19 protein-coding genes and 1 tRNA gene are annotated in these 17363 nt (G+C 73.7%); 16 read left to right on the forward strand and 4 right to left on the reverse strand.

The features are described from left to right. The first annotated feature begins 145 nt into the window (after nucleotides 1–145). Together ACOQFB_RS02545 and ACOQFB_RS02550 are read left to right on the forward strand one after the other, a co-directional pair. Nucleotides 146–1066 (forward strand): fibronectin type III domain-containing protein, encoded by a 921-nt coding sequence (locus ACOQFB_RS02545; RefSeq protein WP_059437199.1) that lies wholly within the window; start codon nucleotides 146–148, stop codon nucleotides 1064–1066. After that, nucleotides 1066–1776, forward strand: coding sequence for an MXAN_2562 family outer membrane beta-barrel protein (locus ACOQFB_RS02550; protein WP_421610437.1), 711 nt, complete (start codon nucleotides 1066–1068; stop codon nucleotides 1774–1776). The genes ACOQFB_RS02545 and ACOQFB_RS02550 overlap by 1 nt, the downstream gene beginning before the upstream one ends. Nucleotides 1777–1902: 126 nt before the next feature. On the opposite strand, the gene ACOQFB_RS02555 is transcribed toward ACOQFB_RS02550, so the two are convergent. Then, nucleotides 1903–2715, reverse strand: coding sequence for a carbon-nitrogen hydrolase family protein (locus tag ACOQFB_RS02555; protein ID WP_421610436.1), 813 nt, complete (start codon nucleotides 2713–2715; stop codon nucleotides 1903–1905). A 106-nt stretch (nucleotides 2716–2821) separates the two neighbouring features. Between ACOQFB_RS02555 and ACOQFB_RS02560 the strand changes: the two genes are divergently transcribed. The 8 genes from ACOQFB_RS02560 to ACOQFB_RS02595 all read left to right on the forward strand — a co-directional run bounded on the left by ACOQFB_RS02560 (nucleotide 2822) and on the right by ACOQFB_RS02595 (nucleotide 8135). Further along, complete coding sequence (locus ACOQFB_RS02560; RefSeq protein WP_421610435.1) at nucleotides 2822–3445, forward strand: MerR family transcriptional regulator; 624 nt, start codon at nucleotides 2822–2824, stop codon at nucleotides 3443–3445. Nucleotides 3446–3498: 53 nt separating this feature from the next. Continuing rightward, on the forward strand, nucleotides 3499–4074 hold the full coding sequence (locus ACOQFB_RS02565) for a ribonuclease E (protein WP_421610434.1): 576 nt from the start codon (nucleotides 3499–3501) through the stop codon (nucleotides 4072–4074). Between the two features lie 32 nt (nucleotides 4075–4106). Next, the gene (locus ACOQFB_RS02570; RefSeq protein ID WP_421610433.1) at nucleotides 4107–4982 is read left to right on the forward strand and encodes an alpha/beta hydrolase; all 876 of its coding nucleotides are present in this window, start codon (nucleotides 4107–4109) and stop codon (nucleotides 4980–4982) included. 122 nt (nucleotides 4983–5104) lie between these two features. After that, nucleotides 5105–5473 (forward strand): bactofilin family protein, encoded by a 369-nt coding sequence (locus ACOQFB_RS02575; protein ID WP_012527618.1) that lies wholly within the window; start codon nucleotides 5105–5107, stop codon nucleotides 5471–5473. A gap of 3 nt (nucleotides 5474–5476) precedes the next feature. Then, nucleotides 5477–6019 (forward strand): bactofilin family protein, encoded by a 543-nt coding sequence (locus ACOQFB_RS02580; RefSeq protein ID WP_421610432.1) that lies wholly within the window; start codon nucleotides 5477–5479, stop codon nucleotides 6017–6019. Between the two features lie 90 nt (nucleotides 6020–6109). After that, nucleotides 6110–6946, forward strand: a complete 837-nt coding sequence (locus ACOQFB_RS02585) for a ParB N-terminal domain-containing protein (RefSeq protein ID WP_059435765.1) — start codon at nucleotides 6110–6112, stop codon at nucleotides 6944–6946. Continuing rightward, the gene (gene pyrE / locus ACOQFB_RS02590) at nucleotides 6943–7512 is read left to right on the forward strand and encodes an orotate phosphoribosyltransferase (protein WP_059435760.1); all 570 of its coding nucleotides are present in this window, start codon (nucleotides 6943–6945) and stop codon (nucleotides 7510–7512) included. Before ACOQFB_RS02585 ends, pyrE begins: the two co-directional genes overlap by 4 nt. Then, nucleotides 7509–8135: a hypothetical protein gene (locus tag ACOQFB_RS02595; protein WP_059435759.1), complete on the forward strand. Its 627-nt coding sequence runs from the start codon at nucleotides 7509–7511 to the stop codon at nucleotides 8133–8135. Before pyrE ends, ACOQFB_RS02595 begins: the two co-directional genes overlap by 4 nt. Before the next feature lie 25 nt (nucleotides 8136–8160). Here ACOQFB_RS02595 and nadB read toward each other — a convergent pair whose 3' ends face one another. After that, complete coding sequence (nadB, locus tag ACOQFB_RS02600) at nucleotides 8161–9768, reverse strand: L-aspartate oxidase (RefSeq protein WP_059435758.1); 1608 nt, start codon at nucleotides 9766–9768, stop codon at nucleotides 8161–8163. A 72-nt stretch (nucleotides 9769–9840) separates the two neighbouring features. Between nadB and ACOQFB_RS02605 the strand changes: the two genes are divergently transcribed. Genes ACOQFB_RS02605 through pgsA form a run of 3 tightly spaced genes read left to right on the forward strand, consistent with a single transcriptional unit; the run spans nucleotide 9841 to nucleotide 12404 of the window. Beyond that, nucleotides 9841–10470 carry a lytic transglycosylase domain-containing protein gene (locus tag ACOQFB_RS02605; RefSeq protein ID WP_059435757.1) on the forward strand — a complete coding sequence of 210 codons (630 nt, stop codon included), beginning with the start codon at nucleotides 9841–9843 and terminating at the stop codon, nucleotides 10468–10470. Nucleotides 10471–10473: 3 nt separating this feature from the next. After that, nucleotides 10474–11757: a tetratricopeptide repeat protein gene (locus ACOQFB_RS02610; protein ID WP_059435756.1), complete on the forward strand. Its 1284-nt coding sequence runs from the start codon at nucleotides 10474–10476 to the stop codon at nucleotides 11755–11757. Continuing rightward, the gene (gene pgsA / locus ACOQFB_RS02615) at nucleotides 11754–12404 is read left to right on the forward strand and encodes a CDP-diacylglycerol--glycerol-3-phosphate 3-phosphatidyltransferase (RefSeq protein WP_059435755.1); all 651 of its coding nucleotides are present in this window, start codon (nucleotides 11754–11756) and stop codon (nucleotides 12402–12404) included. The genes ACOQFB_RS02610 and pgsA overlap by 4 nt, the downstream gene beginning before the upstream one ends. A gap of 268 nt (nucleotides 12405–12672) precedes the next feature. Here pgsA and ACOQFB_RS02620 read toward each other — a convergent pair whose 3' ends face one another. Next, nucleotides 12673–13884 (reverse strand): glycosyltransferase family 9 protein, encoded by a 1212-nt coding sequence (locus ACOQFB_RS02620; protein ID WP_237757768.1) that lies wholly within the window; start codon nucleotides 13882–13884, stop codon nucleotides 12673–12675. A 124-nt stretch (nucleotides 13885–14008) separates the two neighbouring features. Between ACOQFB_RS02620 and ACOQFB_RS02625 the strand changes: the two genes are divergently transcribed. Then, nucleotides 14009–14083, forward strand: a tRNA-Gly gene (locus ACOQFB_RS02625). Nucleotides 14084–14414: 331 nt separating this feature from the next. Here the strand turns inward: ACOQFB_RS02625 and ACOQFB_RS02630 are convergent. Beyond that, entirely contained in the window at nucleotides 14415–15326 is a 912-nt protein-coding gene (locus ACOQFB_RS02630) for a LysR family transcriptional regulator (protein ID WP_421610431.1), read from the reverse strand. A gap of 179 nt (nucleotides 15327–15505) precedes the next feature. Here ACOQFB_RS02630 and ACOQFB_RS02635 point away from each other — a divergent pair, with 179 nt between their 5' ends. Both ACOQFB_RS02635 and ACOQFB_RS02640 read left to right on the forward strand, forming a co-directional pair. Further along, nucleotides 15506–16456 carry an alpha/beta hydrolase gene (locus tag ACOQFB_RS02635; protein WP_421610430.1) on the forward strand — a complete coding sequence of 317 codons (951 nt, stop codon included), beginning with the start codon at nucleotides 15506–15508 and terminating at the stop codon, nucleotides 16454–16456. Next, nucleotides 16453–17349 carry an SDR family oxidoreductase gene (locus ACOQFB_RS02640; RefSeq protein WP_421610429.1) on the forward strand — a complete coding sequence of 299 codons (897 nt, stop codon included), beginning with the start codon at nucleotides 16453–16455 and terminating at the stop codon, nucleotides 17347–17349. The genes ACOQFB_RS02635 and ACOQFB_RS02640 overlap by 4 nt, the downstream gene beginning before the upstream one ends. Nucleotides 17350–17363 lie beyond the last annotated feature (14 nt).

The raw sequence follows: 17363 nt of genomic DNA on the forward strand, positions 1-17363 counted from the left end.
TCAGGCTGGCCGGCAGGGTCGCGGGGCCTTTGCCAATTTGGCGGCCCGGGGCGTCCTGCCGCGGGCCGAGGCGGCGCAACCGCGCGCCGCCCTTCGCGATCGCCCGCTTGCCCGCGTGGCGCTCCACTTGCACAATCCGCGCGTCATGAGACGCGCGATCCTCGCCGCCGCCCTCCTCGCCGCGCCCTTGCTGGCGACCGCCCAGATCAACCCGACCGCGGGCCAGGTGAAGGCCAGCCAGGAGCCCGAAGACAGGTACATCAACGCCGCGCAGTGCACCGGCGCGGATCCGAGGCAGCTCGAGCTCATCTGGCAGATCCAGGTGAAGAGCGGCACGTTCTCGACCGGCGGCCGGTACCACGTCTTCGCGTCCAGCGCGGGTGCGTACACCACCAGCGGCACGAACCAGGGTTACTGCGCCGAGAGCGACGACACGACGAACGGCATCCAGTCCGCCGAGATCCGCAGCCTCATCGCCGACGACGCGTCCGTGCTCACGCCGGAGGCGTTCGACCCGGTCGCGATCGTGAACGCGGTGGGGCAGCAGGCCTGCACGGTCGAGGCGAAGACGATCTACATCTGCGTGCACTGGTACGACTCGGGCGGCACGCGGCGCGGCTTCGCGCAGGGCCAGGTGACGCTCAGCACCGCCACGCCCGCCACCCCGGTGAACGTCCGGGTGACGCCCGGCGAGAACGCGCTCAACGTGAGCTGGAACGACGGGCCCGACGGCGCCGAGAGGACGTACGAGTACCAGGTCCTGGCCACGCCGACCGGGACCACCGCCACCGTCTATTCGCGCCGGCTCACCGGGACGAGCCTGCGCCTCGACGGTCTCACCAACGGCGTCACCTACGACGTCCAGGTGGTCGCATACACCGAGGCGGGCAACCCCAGCACCCCGTCCGGCGCGGTGAGCGGCACGCCCGTGCCGGTCTCGGACTTCTGGGAGCAGTACAAGGCGCGGGGCGGCACCGACTCCGGCGGCTGCGGCGCGGGCGGCACCGGCGCGCTCGCCATGATCGGCGCCGCCGCGCTGGCCGCGCTGCGCAGGAGGAAGCCGTGATGCGGTCCGCCACCCTGACGCTCGCGGCGCTGGCCGCGGCGGCGCTCCTCGCCGCCCCGGGGGCCGCGCGCGCGCAGCCCTCGCCGAAGCGCGGCTCGATCGAGCTCGGCGCCGGCAACTACACGCCCGACGTGGACTCCGGCTTCGCGAAGCCCGGGCCGTACGAGCAGGTGTTCGGCGGCGGGAAGGGCTGGATGTTCCGCGCCGGCTTCGGCTACGCGCTCTACTCCGGCGTGGGCGTGGTGGAGGGCGGCTTCCGGAGCGGCTACTTCCGGCGCTCCGGCAAGGGCATCGTGGACGTCTCCGGCACCCCGGTGCGGTCCGGCGACAAGACCACCTTCAACATCATCCCCACCAGCCTCACGCTCACCTACCGCTTCGACTGGATGGCCGAGCAGTGGCGCATCCCGCTCGCGCCGTACGCGCGCCTGGCGGCCGAACGCTACAACTGGTGGGTGACCGACGGTCGCGGCAAGTCGGTCGAGTCCGGCGCCACCAACGGCTGGTCCTGGACCGCCGGCGTGGCGCTGCTGCTCGACGTCATCGACCCGGGCAGCGCCCGCGACCTCGACCGCGAGACCGGCATCAACCACACCTACCTGTTCTTCGACGTCACGCAGGCGAAGGTGGACGACTTCGGCTCGAAGAAGAGCTGGGACCTGTCGAACAAGGACCTGGCCATGGCCGGGGGCCTGATGTTCGTGTTTTAGGTCCGCGCGGCCCCTCGACTCCGCCCGCCTGCGAGTCCGCTCGCAGTGAGCCTGTCGAACTGCGAGCCGTGCCGGGCTACCGCTCGGGGCGAGCGGGGTCCTGAAGGCGGTCTCTCCAGGCGTCCGCTACAGCTTCCGGTGCTTCAGCGCCGGGAGCTCCTGGCGCACCTGCTCCAGCCGCTCGCGGCGGAACGGGGCCACGCACACGCCCTCGCCGTCCGGGCAGCGGGCGAGGACCACGCCCCACGGGTCCACGATCATCGCGTTCCCGAACGTCTGCCGGCTGGCGGAGTGGCGGCCCACCTGCGCCGGCGCCATCACGTAGGCCAGGTTCTCGATGGCGCGCGCGCGGAGCAGGACCTCCCAGTGGTCCTTGCCGGTGAACAGCGTGAACGCGGCCGGGATGGTGATCACCTCGGCGCCGAGCGCGGCCAGCTTCCGGTACAGCTCGGGGAAGCGCAGGTCGTAGCAGACGGTGAGCCCGATCCGCCCGAGCGGCGTGGGCGCGATCACGACCTTGTCGCCCGGCACCACCACCTCGGACTCGGCGTAGCGGGCGCCGTCCGGGATGGAGACGTCGAACAGGTGGATCTTGCGGTACGCGGCCGCCACCCGGCCGTCGTCGGCGACGAGCACGCTCGTGTTGGCGGTCTTGCCCGGGTCGTCCACCTTCTCCGCGATCGACCCGGCCAGCACGTACACGCCGCGCCGCCGCGCCACCTCGCTGAGGGCCTTCACCGTGGGGCCCTCCAGCGTCTCGGCGCCGGCCCGGCGGCCCTCCTCGGGCCCCATGTACGCGAAGTTCTCGGGCAGGCCGATCAGCCTCGCGCCGAGGTCCGCCGCCTCGTTCACCAGCCGGACCGCGGTCTCCAGGTTACGGGCGCGGTCCGCCGTGGACGTCATCTGCACCGCGCCGAGCAGGTAGGTGGGAGCAGGCATGGGCTCTCCTTAGCATTCCCTGCCGGGACGTTGCAGGCCCGCGTCGCGGGACGGCGCGCGATCGCGCTGTTCCCGAACGGACCGGCGCTGTCTAGACTTGCCGGCGATGCCCGGCTTCTACACGACGTTCGAGGCGGCCCGCCTCCTCGGCGTCTCGCTGCCCACGGTGGTGAACTGGATCGAGGCCCGGCGCCTCAAGGCGCACCGGACGCCCGGCGGCCACCGGCGCATCGCGCGCGAGGAGCTGGCCGCGTTCATGCTCCGGCACGGGATGCCGGTGCCCGACGAGCTGTCCGGCGCGGCGCCGGCGCGGCGCAAGGTGCTGGTGGTCGCCGAGCCCGGCCCGGCGCGGGAGGGGACGGCGCGGCAGCTCGCGGTGGCCGGCTACGCGGTGGAGCAGGCCGCCCCGGGGTTCGCGGCCGGGGCCGCGGCGGCGCGGTTCGCGCCCGACGCGGTCGTGCTGCACGCGAGCGGGCCGGACGGGGGAGAGTCGCTGCGGGCGTTCCGGGCGGATCGGGAGCTGGCGGCGGTGCCGGTGGTGGCGGTGGCGCACGCCGACTGGGGCGAGCCGCTCCGGGAGGCCGGCTGCGCGGCGGCGGTGACGCGGCCGCTCGTGGACGGCGCGCTCGCGGCCGCGGTGGACGCGGCGCTCCGGGCGAACGGGCCGGCCCCGCTGAAGGTCCGCGGCGGCCGCCGGCCCCGCGCCAGGCGCGCCGGCGACGCGGATTGAACCGGGGGCCCGCCCGCCGCTATCCTCCGGCTCCGCCCGCCTCGCGGGCAGCCATGCGCTCGCCCGCCCTCCCGCTCGCCGCCCTGCTCGTCGCCGCCTCCGCCGCGTGCGCCGGCGCGGGCGCGCGGCCCGAGGCTGCCAGCCCGGGGGCCCCGCCGCCCGCCGCCGCCCGGACAATCTCCCCCCGCGCCATCGCCCACTACCTCGAGGCGCGCCGCGCGCGCGGGGCCGGCGACGACGGCGCCGCGGTGGAGGCGCTCCGGCGCGCGGTGGCGTACGACGAGGCCAGCCCCGAGCTGCACGCCTCGCTCGCCGAGGCGCTCGCGCGGGCCGGGCAGGAGGAGCTGGCCGAAGGGGAGGCGCGGCGCGCCGTGGCGCTCGCCGCGGGCGGCCCGGCGGCGTCGCAGGCGCACCTGCTGCTCGCCGACCTCGCCGAGGCGCGCGGGGAGCGCGAGCGCGAGCTCGAGGAGCTGCGCGCGGCCATCCGGATCGAGGAGGCGCTGGGGCGCGCCGGCGAGCGGCCGGATCCCGAGCCGTGGCGGCGGCTGGTGGACGCGTACCTCGAGGCGGGCGACGAGGCCGCGGCGGAGCGCGTCCGGGCGTGGGCACGCACCGCGGGCGCGCCTTGACCCCGCCGCCCCCGGCCGCTAGCGTCCCGCCGATGCCGCTCCCCTCCTTCCCGTCCGACGCCGAGGCGAGGCACGAGGAAGGGTTCATCAACTCGGCCGATCACCTGCGCCTGTACTGGCAGCGCTTCACGCCCCCGGCGCCGCGCGCCACCGTGGTGGTGCTGCACGGCGGCGGCGATCACTGCGGCCGCTACGCCGGGATCACCGCCGCGCTGGTGCGCGCCGGGTTCCAGGTGGCGCTGCTCGACTTCCGCGGCCACGGCCAGTCCGACGGCCGGCGCTGGCACGTGGACGCGTTCGCCGACTACCTCGCCGACCTCGACGCGCTGGTCGCGAAGCTCGCCGCCGACGGCGTCGCCGGCGAGCGGCTCTTCGTGCTGGCGCACAGCCAGGGCGCGCTGATCGCGACGCTGTGGGGGCTGAGCGGCCGCGGGCGGCTCGTGAGCGGGTTCGTGCTCACCTCGCCGTTCTACGCGCTCGCCAGCCGCGCGCCGGTCGCGAAGCTCCTCGCCGCCCGCACCCTGGGCCGGCTCGTGCCCTGGCTGCCCATCTCCTCCGGCCTCGACCCGGCCGACCTGACCTCGGACCCGGACCTGCAGCGCTGGACCGCCCGCGACCCGCTCTACGGGCGGGTGACGACGCCGCGCTGGTTCGAGGAGGCGCGGCGCGCGCAGGCCGAGGTGGCGCGGCGCGCAGGGGAGTGGACCGCCCCGCTGCTCGTGCTCGCGGCCGGCGCCGACCGCGTGGTGGGGCTCGACGCGACCCGCGCCTTCGTCTCGGCGGCGGGGGCCACCGACAAGCGGCTCGAGGTGTACGGGGGGTTCCGACACGAGGTGCTGAACGAGGCCGAGCGGGCCCGGCCCATCGCCGAGGCGGTCGCCTGGCTCTCGGCGCGCGCGCCGCGTTGAACGCTGCGTGTGTGCGCGGAACACCCTGTTGACTGGCCCTCGAACGGACCTCTATCCTGCGCGGGTCTTACGAACCGATGTTCGTCGGGGGAACACCAGAGCCTCGTGGAGGGCTGCGGAACATGGCTGGCATCGAGAAGGTCCCGGCGTCGCGCGCCGGCGCGCACACGGTCATCGGAAGCTCGATCGTCATCGACGGCGAGATCTCGGGCGACGAGGACCTGGTGATCCAGGGCACCGTCAAGGGCCGCATCAGCCTGCGAGAGAGCCTGTTCGTCGAGTCGTCGGGCGTCATCGAGGCGGACATCGAGACGGCGAACGTCGAGGTGTCGGGCCAGGTGACCGGGAACATCAACGCGAGCGACAAGGTCGAGCTGAAGGCCGACTGCAAGGTGGTCGGCGACATCCGCGCGCCGCGCATCCTGATCGCCGACGGCGCCCTGTTCAAGGGCAACGTGGACATGGAAGTCCGCGAAACCAAGGGGAAGTGAGCCGTGGCGACCACTGACGGCAGCACCATCATCGGCGAGTCGATCCTCATCAGCGGTTCCCTCAACGGCGACGAGGACCTCACGGTCCGCGGCCGCGTCGAGGGCACGCTGACCCTCACCAAGACCCTGGTGGTCGAGCCCACCGGCACGGTCAAGGCCGAGGTCCAGGTCCGCAACTGCGTGATCGCGGGCGCGGTCGTGGGCAACGTGACCGCCACCGAGTCGGTCGAGATCACCCGGGAAGGCCGGATGATCGGCGACATCCAGGCTCCGCGCGTCATCATCGTGGACGGCGCCAGCTTCCGCGGCCGCATCGACATGGGCGAGGTGGAGATCGAGGCCGAGCCCGAGGCCCGCGCCGCCCGCGCGGTCGCGGCGCCGCCGGCCCGCCCCGCGCTGCGCCCCGCGCCGCGTCCGGCCCCCGCGCCGGCCCCGCGCCCCGAGGTCCGCAAGGCGGAGGAGCCGTCCGCCCCCAGGCCGCCCGCCCCGCCGGCGCCGGTCGCCATGGGCGCGGTGAAGCGCAAGGTGATCGTCAAGCGGAAGTAGTCCCGATCCCGCGCGGAATGGGAGGGGACCGGGCCGCGACCCGGCCCCCGCCCGGCCCGCGGGCCCCGCGCGGATCGAGCGGAGGTGGACGTGGAGCTCGAACCGCGCACCGCGGCGCCCGCCCATGCGACGGGCGCCGTCGAGTTCGTACCCCTCTCGGCGCTCGCGCTGGACGCGACGTTCCGCCTCCGCGAGGAGGGCGACGTCTCGGCCCTGGCCGCGTCCATCGGCCGCCTCGGGCAGCTCGTGCCCGTCGAGCTGCGGCCGCTGCCCGGCGCCGGCACCGACGGCCCCCGCTTCCAGGTGGTGGCCGGGTTCCGGCGCATCGCCGCGCTGCGCATGCTGATGCGCGGCCGGGTGCTGGCGCGGCTCCACGCGACGCTCGACGACGACGACGCCTGGGGCCTCGCGCTCGGGCAGGCGCTCCTCACCGAGCCGCTCGACCGCGACGGCCTGCGCCTGCTGCGCGAGCGGCTGGAGCAGACCGGCGTCGCGCCCTGGGCCGAGGAGCTGCTCGACGACGCGCTGGTGCGCGCGCCGGTCGAGCCCGAGCTGCGCGAGCGCTTCTTCGAGTTCCTCACCGCCGGGCCAGCCGCCGACGCGGCCGGGCCGGCGCCCGACGACGACGGCGGCCTCGAGCCGGAGCCGGCGCCGCACCTCCACGAGGCCGTCGCAGCGCCCGCGGCCGCGCCCGAGGGCGGCGAGGCAGCGGCGGGCGCCGGGGCCGAGGCGGGGGCGGAGGAGGTCACCCCCGAGGAGCTCGTTGCGGACGTGGCCTCGCGGCTGTACCAGGTGAACGCGGACCTGGCGGTGGCGTTCGAGTCCTGGCGCGACCTGCCGGCGGATGGCCGCCGCGCGGTGCTCGAGCAGGTCCGCTGGATGACCGAGCTGCTCCCCCACCTCGAGCGCAGGGAGGACGAACCATGAGCCTGGAACGGGATCGCGCGCGGCTGCTCGAGCTCCTGCGCAGCCTGTCGTTCGAGCGCCGCAAGGTGATCCTCGCCTCCGGCAAGGAGAGCGACTTCTACATCGACTGCAAGCGCACCGCGCTCACCGCCGAGGGGCACGTGCTCATCGGCCGGCTGCTGCTCGAGCGCGTGCGCGGCCTCACGCCGCCGGTGCGCGGCGTGGGCGGGCTCACGCTCGGCGCGGACCCGATCGCGAGCGCGGTGGCGCTCACCAGCTTCCTGGACGGCGGCGCCGGCGCGGCGGTGGACGCGTTCATCGTGCGCAAGGAGCCGAAGGGCCACGGCACCGGCCAGTGGATCGAGGGGCGCAAGACCCTCCCCGACGGCAGCCGCGTGGCCGTGATCGAGGACGTGGTGACCACCGGCGGCTCGGCGCTGAAGGCCATCGAGCGCTGCCGCGCCGAGCACCTGGTCCCGGTCGCCTGCCTGGCGCTGGTGGACCGGCAGGAGGGCGGGCGCGAGGCCATCGAGGCCCAGGGCGTGCCGCTGCAGGCGCTCTTCACGCGCGCGGACTTCATGTCATGAGGCTGCGCCCGCTCGCCGCCGCCGCGCTGGCGCTGGCGCTCGCCGGCTGCCCGTTCCACCCGCGCCAGCCGATGCCCGGGCCGCGCGAGGGCGAGTGGTCCGACCTGCGCGCCGCCGCCACCCGCCGCGCGACGCTGTACGACGGCCTCGAGCACCGCGCCACCGCCACCGCCACGCACCTCGGCCTCCCCGAGCGCGAGGCGCGCGCCCGCCGGCTGGCCGCGTGGCTCGGCTGGACCGCCGCCGAGCTCGACGCCCGGCTCGCCACCGAGCGCGCCGAGGCGGCCGCGGGCGAGGAGTTCCTGCTCGCGCTCTACACCGCGAACGGCAAGCAGAACGACCTCGACGCGCCGAAGAGCATCTGGCGCGTGGCGGTGCGGACCGACGAGGGCGAGCTGCTCGCGTCGAAGATCGAGGTGCTCGACGTGGACGCCACCGTGACCGGGCTGTTCCCGTACGTGGGCACGTTCGACGTGGTGTACCGGGTGCGCTTCCCGAGCGCGTCGCCGGCGCTCGAGGGCCGGCCCTACGTGCTCGGCATCACGAGCGCGCTCGGCCGGATGGACCTCGACTTCGGCCCGATGCCCGAGCCGTCCCGGCTCGAGTCGGATCCCGACCTGTAGGCCGCGCGCGGCGCGGCCGCCGCGCTCACTCGAGGTCGCCGCGCGTGATCACGGTGTCGCGCAGCCAGCGGTCGTCGGGCTTGGGGTGGTCGAGCAGGTAGTGCAGGCCGCGCGACTCCTTGCGCTGGCGCGCGCACTCCACGATCAGCATCGCGACGTCGGCGAGGTTCCGCAGCTCCACCAGGTCCGGGGTGAGCCGGTACTCCCAGTAGTACTCGCGGATCTCGGCGCGCAGCAGCGCGAGCCGGGTGCGCGCGCGCTCCAGGCGCTTCTGCGTCCGGACGATGCCGACGTAGTTCCACATCAGCCGGCGGACCTCGTCCCAGTTGTGCGTGACCACCACGCCCTCCTCGGGCGCGAGCGCGGCCCCGGGGTTCCAGTCCGGGATCGTCGGCACCGTGCCGCCCACCTGCGCGAGCTCGTCCACGGCGCTCAGCGCGGCGCGGCGGCCGAACACCAGCCCCTCGAGCAGCGAGTTGGAGGCGAGGCGGTTCGCGCCGTGCAGGCCGGTGCAGGAGGTCTCGCCGATCGCGAACAGCCGCGGCAGCGAGGTGCGGCCCATGAGGTCGGTCACCACGCCGCCGCACATGTAGTGCGCCGCCGGCACCACCGGGATCGGCTGCACCGCCATGTCGATCCCGAACTCCTTGCAGGTGGCGTAGATGTTCGGGAAGTGCTCGATGAGGAAGCTCTTCGGCAGGTGCGTCATGTCGAGGAACGCGCTCTCGTCGCCGCGCCGCTTCATCTCGGCGTCGATGGAGCGGGCCACGATGTCGCGCGGCGCCAGCTCCTTGCGCGGGTCGTAGCGCGACATGAACGCCTCGCCGGCGCCGTTGCGCAGGATGCCGCCCTCGCCGCGGCACGCCTCGGAGATGAGGAAGCTCTTCGCCTGCGGGTGGAACAGGCAGGTGGGGTGGAACTGGAAGAACTCCATGTTCGCGATGGTCGCGCCGGCGCGGTACGCCATCGCCACCCCGTCGCCGGTCGCGACGTCCGGGTTCGAGGTGTAGAGGTAGACCTTCCCGCCGCCGCCGGTGGCGAGCACGGTCACGCCCGCGGTGACCGTGGTGATCTCGCCGGAGGCGCGGTCGAGCACGTAGGCGCCGAGCGCCCGGTTCGGCCCGCCCAGCCCGAGCTTGCCGCTCGTGATGACGTCGATCGCGACCTGGTCGGAGACGATCCGGATGCCCTTCGCGTCGCAGGCGGCGAGCAGCGCCCGCTCCACCTCGCGGCCGGTGGTGTCCTTCGCGTGGGCGATGCGGCGGCGCGAGTGGCCGCCCTCGCGCGTGAGGTGGAGCTTGTCGGGCGCCTCGCGGTCGAACTCCACGCCGATGCCGATGAGCCAGCGCAGCCGGTCCGGACCCTCGCGGACCGTGACCTCGACCGCCTCGCGCTTGCACAGCCCGGCGCCGGCGACCAGCGTGTCCTGCACGTGCAGCTCCGGCGCGTCGTCCGCGCCGAGGACGCCCGCGATGCCCCCCTGCGCGTACTGCGTCGACCCCTCCGAGCGCTGCCGCTTCGTCAGCACCAGCACCGATCCGTGATCGGCCGCCTCGAGCGCGAAGGTCAGCCCTGCGACGCCACCACCAAGGACCAGGAAGTCCACGTTCTCTCGTGCAGGCAGTGTGGTCATGGCGTTTGATGTAGCACGCGCTCCGGGAATAAAGTTGTCCGGCCGAGCGTGCTGCTGGTAACTTTTTCGACGATGTCCGTCCGCCCCTACCTCGCCAGGTTCGCCCTGCTGGGCGCCGTCCTGGCGGCTCCGGCCGCGCGGGCGGGCGATCTCTACTCGTACGTCGACTCGGACGGCGTGGCGCACTTCTCCAACGCGCCGAGCGACCCGCGCTTCCGCCGCATCGCCCGCCTGAAGGACGGCGGAGGGGTGTACCGCGGTGGCAAGGCGCAGGCGCGCGCCCGCCCGCTCCCTCGCTCGGAGGCGCAGGCGCGGTACCGCGAGCACATCCGCGCCGCCGCGACGAAGTACAACCTCCCCGAGGCGCTGCTCCTCGCCGTGATGGCGGTCGAGTCCAACTTCGACCACCGCGCCGTCTCGGAGAAGGGCGCCATGGGGCTCATGCAGCTCATGCCCGGCACCGCCCGCGACATGTACGTGGGCGACGCGTACGAGCCCGCCGAGAACATCGAGGGCGGCGCGCGCTACCTGCGCATCCTCGCGAACCAGTACGCCGGCGACATGGTGAAGACGCTCGCCGCGTACAACGCCGGGCCCGAGGCGGTCCGGCGCGCGGGCGACGGCGTGCCGAACATCCCGGAGACCCGGGAGTACGTGCGCAAGGTCGTGGCGCTGTACGAGGCCTATAAGGCAGGGCGGTGAGCCGTGGCGCGGCGCGCGGACGGCGGCGACGGCCTCGACGACGAGCTCGCCTTCCACCTGGCGCGCGGCACCGAGCTGCTGGCGCAGGGCGACGCCGACCGGGCCCGCGCCGCGCTGGAGCGCGCCCTCGAGCTCGGCCCCAAGGACGCGAAGGTGCTGTCGCTGCTCGGGCAGGCCTGCTACCGGCAGGGCCAGTTCGACGACGCCGCCATCGCGTGGCAGCGGCTGGTGGACGAGAACCCGGTGGAGCCCGCCGCGCGCGTCAACCTCGGCCTCGCCTTCCTGAAGGCGAAGCACCACGAGGAGGCGCGGCGGCAGCTCGAGATCGCGCTCGACCTCAACCCCGACCACCGCAAGGCCATGGGCTACCTGGGCCTCGCGCTGCTCGAGTCCGGCGATCCCGCGGCCGCGCGCGAGTGGTTCCGCAAGGCCGGCAGCGACCACATGGTGGCCCGCTGCGACGAGCTGGTCGCGAGCGGCTGGAAGGTCTCGCCCGCGCCGGCGGCGCCCGAGGAGCCGCGCCCCGCCGCCGAGCCGCCCGCGCCCGAGCCGTACGTCACGCCCGTCCCCGGCAGCGTGCCGGTGCTGCGCGTCGTGCCGCCGCCCGCGCCCGAGCCGGAGCCGTCCGCGCCCGGCGTGCCCACCCTGGCCGCCTGGGCCGACGCCCGGCTCGTGCCCGCCGCGCCGCCCCCGGGCGCGCCATTCACGGTACGTGACGGTGTCCTCACCGTGACGGTGCGCGGGACGGTGCGGGTCCGGCTCGACGGCCTGTTCGCGGTCCGCGGGGAGGTGGCGCTCGGCGGTGAGCTGATGCGCTTCCGCGGCCGCGCCACCGAGCGGCCCTTCGGCGAGGGCGCCACCCGGATGCACCGCGCCTCCGGCGAGGGGGCGCTGCTCCACGCGACCTCCGGCCGCCGCTTCACCGCGCTCGAGCTGGACGGCGAGGCCGCCTACCTGCGCGAGGAGGCCGTGTTCGCGTTCGAGGACGGGCTCGCGTTCGAGAACGGCCGGGTCCCGTCCACCAGCGGGGCCGAGCTGAGCCTCGTCCACCTGCGCGGCCGCGGGTGCATGCTGCTCGTCACCGCCGGCGCGCCGCTCGCGCTGGAGGTGTCCCCGTCCGCGCCGGTGCGGCTGCCCATCGCGGCGCTGGTCGGGTGGACCGGGGCGCTCACGCCGCGGCTCGTCGCGCTCGGCGAGGACGGCGCCGGCGCCGCGGTGGTGGAGCTCTCGGGCGAGGGGCGGGTGCTCGCCGATCCCGACGCCGCCGCCGGGGAAGGCCGGCCGTGAGCGCGCGCTCGCTGCGGCAGGAGGCGCTCAACCTCCCGAACGCGATCACCGCCACGCGGATCGCGCTCATCCCCGTGTTCCTGTGGTTCACCTTCTACGAGTCGCGGGTGGACAGCTTCATCGCCGCGGTGCTGTACGCGGTGACCGGCGCCACCGACTTCCTCGACGGCTGGGTGGCGCGCCGCAAGAACCTCGTCACCGTCATCGGGAAGTTCCTCGACCCGCTCGCCGACAAGCTCATCGTCATGGCGGCGCTGGTGATGCTCGTGCACCTCGGCCGCGTGGCCGCGTGGGTGTGCATCGTGGTGCTGGCGCGCGAGTTCATCGTGACCGGCCTGCGCACCATCGCCATGAGCGAGGGCATCGTCATCGCGGCCGGGCAGGAGGGGAAGCACAAGACCGCGTTCCAGGTGGCCGGCATCACCTTCCTGCTGCTGCACTACACCTACCCGATAGACGCGCTCTTCTTCTCGTTCGACCTCGACGCGAACCGGGTCGGCACCTGGCTCGTGTACATCTCGCTGTTCTTCTCGGTGTGGTCCGCGGTGAGCTACTTCGCGAACTTCATCCGCGCCGTGTACCGCCGCGAGGGCGAGGCCCAGGCCGCCGCCGACGTCCGCCCCAACCGCCGCACGTCGCGCGGGTAGGCCGGCCCTTCGACTCCGGCGAGCCTCCGGCTCGCCTACGCTCAGGGCGAGCGGGGCGTCTCGTTCGCCCCCGCTCATCCCGAGCGCAGTCCCGCTCATCCCGAGCGTACCTACCCCGCAAATCCCGAGCGAATTACCCCGCTCATCCCGAGGGAACCACACCGCTCATCCCGAGCGTATTACCACGCTCATCCCGAGCGTAGGTCGCGCCGTCAGGCGCGACCGGAGTCGAGGGAGACCGGAGTCGAGGGACCGGAGTCGAGGGACCTCAGGCGCAGGCGGGGTTCGCGGCCAGCACCCGGTCGCACGCCGCCAGCACGGCCGGCGCCTCCGCGTCGCCCCGCACCTCGGCCGCCGCGAACGCCGGGATCCCGTGCCCCCAGCGCACCGAGTCGCCGCGGAAGAACACGCCCACCGTCGGCGCGCCCACCGCGACCGCGAGGTGCATCGGGCCGCTGTTGTTCGAGACCACCAGCCGCGCCCGCCGCATCAGTCCCGCGAGCCTGTCGAGGTCGGTCGGCGGCGCCAGCCGCGCGCCCGAGCCCTCGACGATGGCGGCCGCCAGCCCCTCCTCGCCCGGTCCCCAGACGACGAGCACCATGAGCCCGCGCTCCGAGAGCCCGCGCGCCACCGCCGCGTACGACTCCGCCGGCCAGCGCCGGTCCGCGAGCCGCGCGCCCGGGTTGAGCAGCGCGAACGGGCGGCCCGCCAGGCCCGCCGCCGCCAGCGCCGCGTCCGCGGCGGCCAGGTCGCGTCCCAGCCCCGTCTCCAGCTCCAGGCCGCGCGCCCGCAGCCCCAGCGGCGCGAGCAGCTCCAGCTTCGCCGGGACCTCCGCGACGCTCGCCGGATCGTGCGGCACCGGGTGGGAGAGGAAGCGCGCCGCGTCCCCGCGGTCGTGGCCGACGATGGCGCGCCGGCCGCCCAGCAGGCGGGCGAGCACGGAGGAGGTGAGGGACCAGGCGGACCAGTGCCCCGCCTCGATCACGACGTCGAAGCGCTCGCGCCGGAGCGCACGCAGCTGCCCGAGCTGGCGCAGCGGGGCCCGGAACGCGTCGCGCTTCTGCCAGAGGTGGAACCGGTCCACGTGCGGCGAGGCGACGAGGAGGCCCTGCTTCGGCGCGAGCAGGTGCAGCTCGGCGTCCGGCAGGCCCAGCTTCAGCGCGCGGAGGAGCGGGGTGGTGAGGAGCTGGTTGCCCACCCGCTCGTCCACGCGGATGACGAGCAGGCGGCGGATGGTCTCGGGCGCCGGCACCTGCGCCCGGGGACGCGGGAGGACCAGGTTCGCGAGCGTCAGCGCCAGGGCCCGGCCCGCCGAACGGAAGAGGTCCGCCACCGGTCCGCGCTGCCGCCCGCCGCCCACCTGCGCCTGCCGCCGCGCGTCCTCGCGGCGCTTGCGGAGGCGCGCGAAGAACCCGCGCGGCGGAGCCGGCGGGGGAGGCGGGACGGGGGAGGGCGGAGGGGCGATGACCGGGTCCGGCACGGGGCGCGGATGATACACCGCGGGCCTCGGAGGGCCGCCGAGACCGTGTGTTCGCGGCCTGCTGAAACCCGCTTGACACCCCTCGGGCGGTCCCTCTATAAACCTCCACCTTCGCGAGCTTCTTGCGGGAATAGCTCAGTGGTAGAGCATCGCCTTGCCAAGGCGAGGGTCGAGGGTTCAAATCCCTTTTCCCGCTCCATCTTGCCCCCGGTTCCTCTCTGGAACCGGGGGCTTCTTCTTTCCGGCTCTGCTCCGCCGCCAGGCCTCCACCGCCGTTCGTTCCCCATCGATCTCGAGGCGCCGACAGGAGTCGGCGTCGGCTGACGTCCGTACGGTGTCGCGGGCGTGCCCCCGCGAACGCTCGCCGAGGTGACGACGTTCTTCAGGCAGACGTCCATGTAGCCCTTCCACTGCATGTCGACGAACATCGGAGCGGAAGCTTCGCGAACCGGCTCTTCGCGCTGAACGTGTAGATCCACTTCACGTGCGTTCCGCCGACCGTGGAGGTGAGCGGCAGCGCGGGCGGTCGGCTATCCGTCGAACCAGCGGCGGTTTCCCACCACTCGCTGGCGAACGAAGGAAGCGAACGCTCGCGTCGCCGGACTTCGTTCTCGTCCCGCCGGCATGACCAGGCTGACGTCCACGCCCGGAACGTGCCACTCCGGCAAGACCTGGACGAGGGTTCCCCGGCTGATCTCCGAACGAGCCCGGTAGTTGGCGATCGCCGCGATGCCCGCCCCGTTCATCACCATGCGGCAGATGGCGAGCGTGTCATTCGAGGTCAGCCTCGGCGCGTTGTCGATGACGCACTGGTTGCCCCTTGCATCGCGCAAGGTCCAGCGGCGCGGCAAGCCATCGGGCCGTGGCATGGCGACGAGGTCGTGGCCGTCGAGCTCCGACGTCGTCCTGGGGGTGCCGCGGCGCTCGAGGTACGCCGGCGCGGCACAGAGCGTGGTCCCGATGACGCCGAGCCGCGTGGCGATCAGGTCGGAGTCCACGAGCGGCCCCATCCGGAAGGCCGCGTCGAACTCCTCCCCCACGAGATCGACCGGGCGGCTCGTCAAATCCAGCATGATCGCGATGTCCGGATAGGCGAGCGAGAACTCCGGAAGGAGCTCGGTCAGCACCTCGTTTCCGAAGCCGATCCCCGCGGTCAGCTTCAGGCGACCACGCGGATGGGCGCTGAGGCTGGCCGCAAGGTCAACGATCTCATCCAGCCGGCGGAGAAGATCGCCGAGCTGGCCGAGCATCGCCCGACCAGCCTCGGTCAGCGCGACCTCACGGGTGGTCCGCTCGAACAGCCGGACGTGGAGCGCGGTCTCGAGCCGCTGGATGGATCGGCTGACCGCAGACTTCCGCACCCCGAGCACCCGGCCCGCGGCAGAGAAGCTCAGCAGCGTGCCGACCTTGTGAAAAGCCCGGACGTCGTCCATGTCGATCATGGCCACACCTTCATCGTCTCCGGTTCGAGACGCCGTTGACCTGCCACTGCCCTCGGGCATCCAGACCTGTCATCGGCTCGGTCGTCTCGCAAGCGAGACAGACCGTATCGGTTTCCGGCACTGCTGCCCGCGTCCTGGAACGCTAGCTTGGTCCCATCCAGCGCAGATGGAGACCGCACATGTCCCTGGTCACTCACGAGATCACCCCGTCGGACACGCAAGGCATGCAGACGATCCGCAGCTACCTGGCCGCCGCGCCGAAGCTCGCCTTCGAGCCAGGGGCTCGCGAGGCCTACGACCGGATCATCGGCCAGGCCCCGGTGCCCGCGGCGGTCGCCTTCGAGCATGGAGTGGTGGGTGGCGTGCCCGGCTGGTGGGCTCGCCCCGAGCGCGCGAAGGAAGGCGCCGCCATCCTGTACCTGCACGGCGGCGGCTACGTGATCGGCTCGGCTTCGGCCTACCGCAACTTCGTCGGCCAGATCGCCAGGAAGGCGCGCGCGGCGACGTTCATCGCCGACTACGCGCTCGCCCCCGAGCGGCCGTTCCCCGCCGCCGACGACGACACCCGCGCCTTGCACGCTGGCCTGCTGTCGCTCGGCTACGAGCGCATCGCCTTCTGCGGTGACTCCGCCGGGGGCGGCCTGGTGCTCTCGTACCTCGCGCGCCATCACGGTCGGTCAGACCGGATCGTCGCCGTCGCCGCGATGTCCCCCTGGATCGATCTGACCGTCTCCGGCGAGTCCATGGCATCGCGCGCGGACCAGGACCCCATTCTCTCGAAGGAAACGCTCGGCAACGCCGCCACCCTGTACCTCGAGGGGCGAAGCCCCGGAGATCCCCGCGTCGACGTGCTCGGGGCCGATCTGTCCGGGCTGCCACCGGTGCGCGTCCACGTCGGCGACGCCGAGGTGTTGCTGGACGATTCCGTCCGGTTCGCCAGGAAGGCGGAACGGGACGGGCTCGATGCGGAGGTCCACGTCTGGCAGGGGATGATCCACGTCTTCCCCTCGAACTTCGCCATGCTGCAGGCCTCGGCCGCGGCGCTCGACGACATCGGAGCCTTCCTGGCCCGACACCTGGACTCCGAGCGAGCGGGGACCATGAACGTCCCGGTGGAGCGTGTCCAATGACAATCCTCGCCATCGGCGCCACCGGCCGCGTCGGCCGCCACGTCGTCGACCAGCTCGTCACACGCGGCGCCGCCGTGCGCGTGCTCACCCGGGATCCCGCCAAGGCCAGCCTCCCGGCAAACGTGGAGGTCGTGCAAGGTGACCTGCTCGACCTCGATGCGCTGCGAAGCGCCTTCAAGGGAATCGACGCGCTGTTCCTGCTCAATGCGGTGGCGGGCGACGAGTTCGCCCAGGCGCTGATCACCCTCAACATCGCCAGGGAGTCCGGCGTCGATCGCGTCGTCTACCTGTCGGTGATGCACGCCGACCGCTCCGTGAACGTGCCGCACTTCGCGGTGAAGTACGGCGCCGAGCGGATGCTCGAGGACATGGGCTTCGGCGCCACCATCCTGCGTCCCGCGTACTTCATCGACAACGACTCCATGATCGAGGACGTGGTCCTGAACCATGGCGTGTACCCGATACCGATCGGCGGGAAGGGCGTGGCCATGGTCGACGCCCGCGACATCGCCGAGGTCGCCGCGATCGAGCTGCTCCGTCGCGTCCAGGTCCGGGGCAGGTTGCCGAACGAGACCATCAACCTGGTCGGCCCCGACACGCTGACCGGTGCGCGCCTGGCCGAGATCTGGTCGGAGGTCCTGGGGCGCCCGATCGCCTACGGCGGCGACGATCCCAGCGGGTTCGAGCAGAACCTGCAAAAGTTCATGCCGAGGTGGATGGCCTACGAGATGCGCCTGATGGCCGAGCGGTACGTCAGCGACGGGATGATCCCGGAGCCCGGCGACCTCGAGCGTCTGACCCGGATCCTGGGCCGCCCGCTGCACACCTATCGCGCCTTCGCCACCCGGATCGCGGCGGCCGCCGGTGAACCGGCGAGCGCCCGAGCGCGCTGAGGAGGACGACGGCC

Source organism: Anaeromyxobacter sp. Red801, from assembly GCF_049201065.2.
Classification (GTDB): domain Bacteria; phylum Myxococcota; class Myxococcia; order Myxococcales; family Anaeromyxobacteraceae; genus Anaeromyxobacter.

Excerpts from the sequence above, each read along its gene's own strand:
- ACOQFB_RS02545 (WP_059437199.1), top strand. The coding sequence starts at position 146 with ATGAGACGCGCGATCCTCGCCGCCGCCCTCCTCGCCGCGCCCTTGCTG.
- ACOQFB_RS02550 (WP_421610437.1), top strand. The coding sequence starts at position 1,066 with ATGCGGTCCGCCACCCTGACGCTCGCGGCGCTGGCCGCGGCGGCGCTC.
- ACOQFB_RS02555 (WP_421610436.1), bottom strand. The coding sequence starts at position 2,715 with ATGCCTGCTCCCACCTACCTGCTCGGCGCGGTGCAGATGACGTCCACG.
- ACOQFB_RS02560 (WP_421610435.1), top strand. The coding sequence starts at position 2,822 with ATGCCCGGCTTCTACACGACGTTCGAGGCGGCCCGCCTCCTCGGCGTC.
- ACOQFB_RS02565 (WP_421610434.1), top strand. The coding sequence starts at position 3,499 with ATGCGCTCGCCCGCCCTCCCGCTCGCCGCCCTGCTCGTCGCCGCCTCC.
- ACOQFB_RS02570 (WP_421610433.1), top strand. The coding sequence starts at position 4,107 with ATGCCGCTCCCCTCCTTCCCGTCCGACGCCGAGGCGAGGCACGAGGAA.
- ACOQFB_RS02575 (WP_012527618.1), top strand. The coding sequence starts at position 5,105 with ATGGCTGGCATCGAGAAGGTCCCGGCGTCGCGCGCCGGCGCGCACACG.
- pyrE (WP_059435760.1), top strand. The coding sequence starts at position 6,943 with ATGAGCCTGGAACGGGATCGCGCGCGGCTGCTCGAGCTCCTGCGCAGC.
- ACOQFB_RS02595 (WP_059435759.1), top strand. The coding sequence starts at position 7,509 with ATGAGGCTGCGCCCGCTCGCCGCCGCCGCGCTGGCGCTGGCGCTCGCC.
- nadB (WP_059435758.1), bottom strand. The coding sequence starts at position 9,768 with ATGACCACACTGCCTGCACGAGAGAACGTGGACTTCCTGGTCCTTGGT.
- ACOQFB_RS02605 (WP_059435757.1), top strand. The coding sequence starts at position 9,841 with ATGTCCGTCCGCCCCTACCTCGCCAGGTTCGCCCTGCTGGGCGCCGTC.
- ACOQFB_RS02630 (WP_421610431.1), bottom strand. The coding sequence starts at position 15,326 with ATGATCGACATGGACGACGTCCGGGCTTTTCACAAGGTCGGCACGCTG.
- ACOQFB_RS02635 (WP_421610430.1), top strand. The coding sequence starts at position 15,506 with ATGTCCCTGGTCACTCACGAGATCACCCCGTCGGACACGCAAGGCATG.
- ACOQFB_RS02640 (WP_421610429.1), top strand. The coding sequence starts at position 16,453 with ATGACAATCCTCGCCATCGGCGCCACCGGCCGCGTCGGCCGCCACGTC.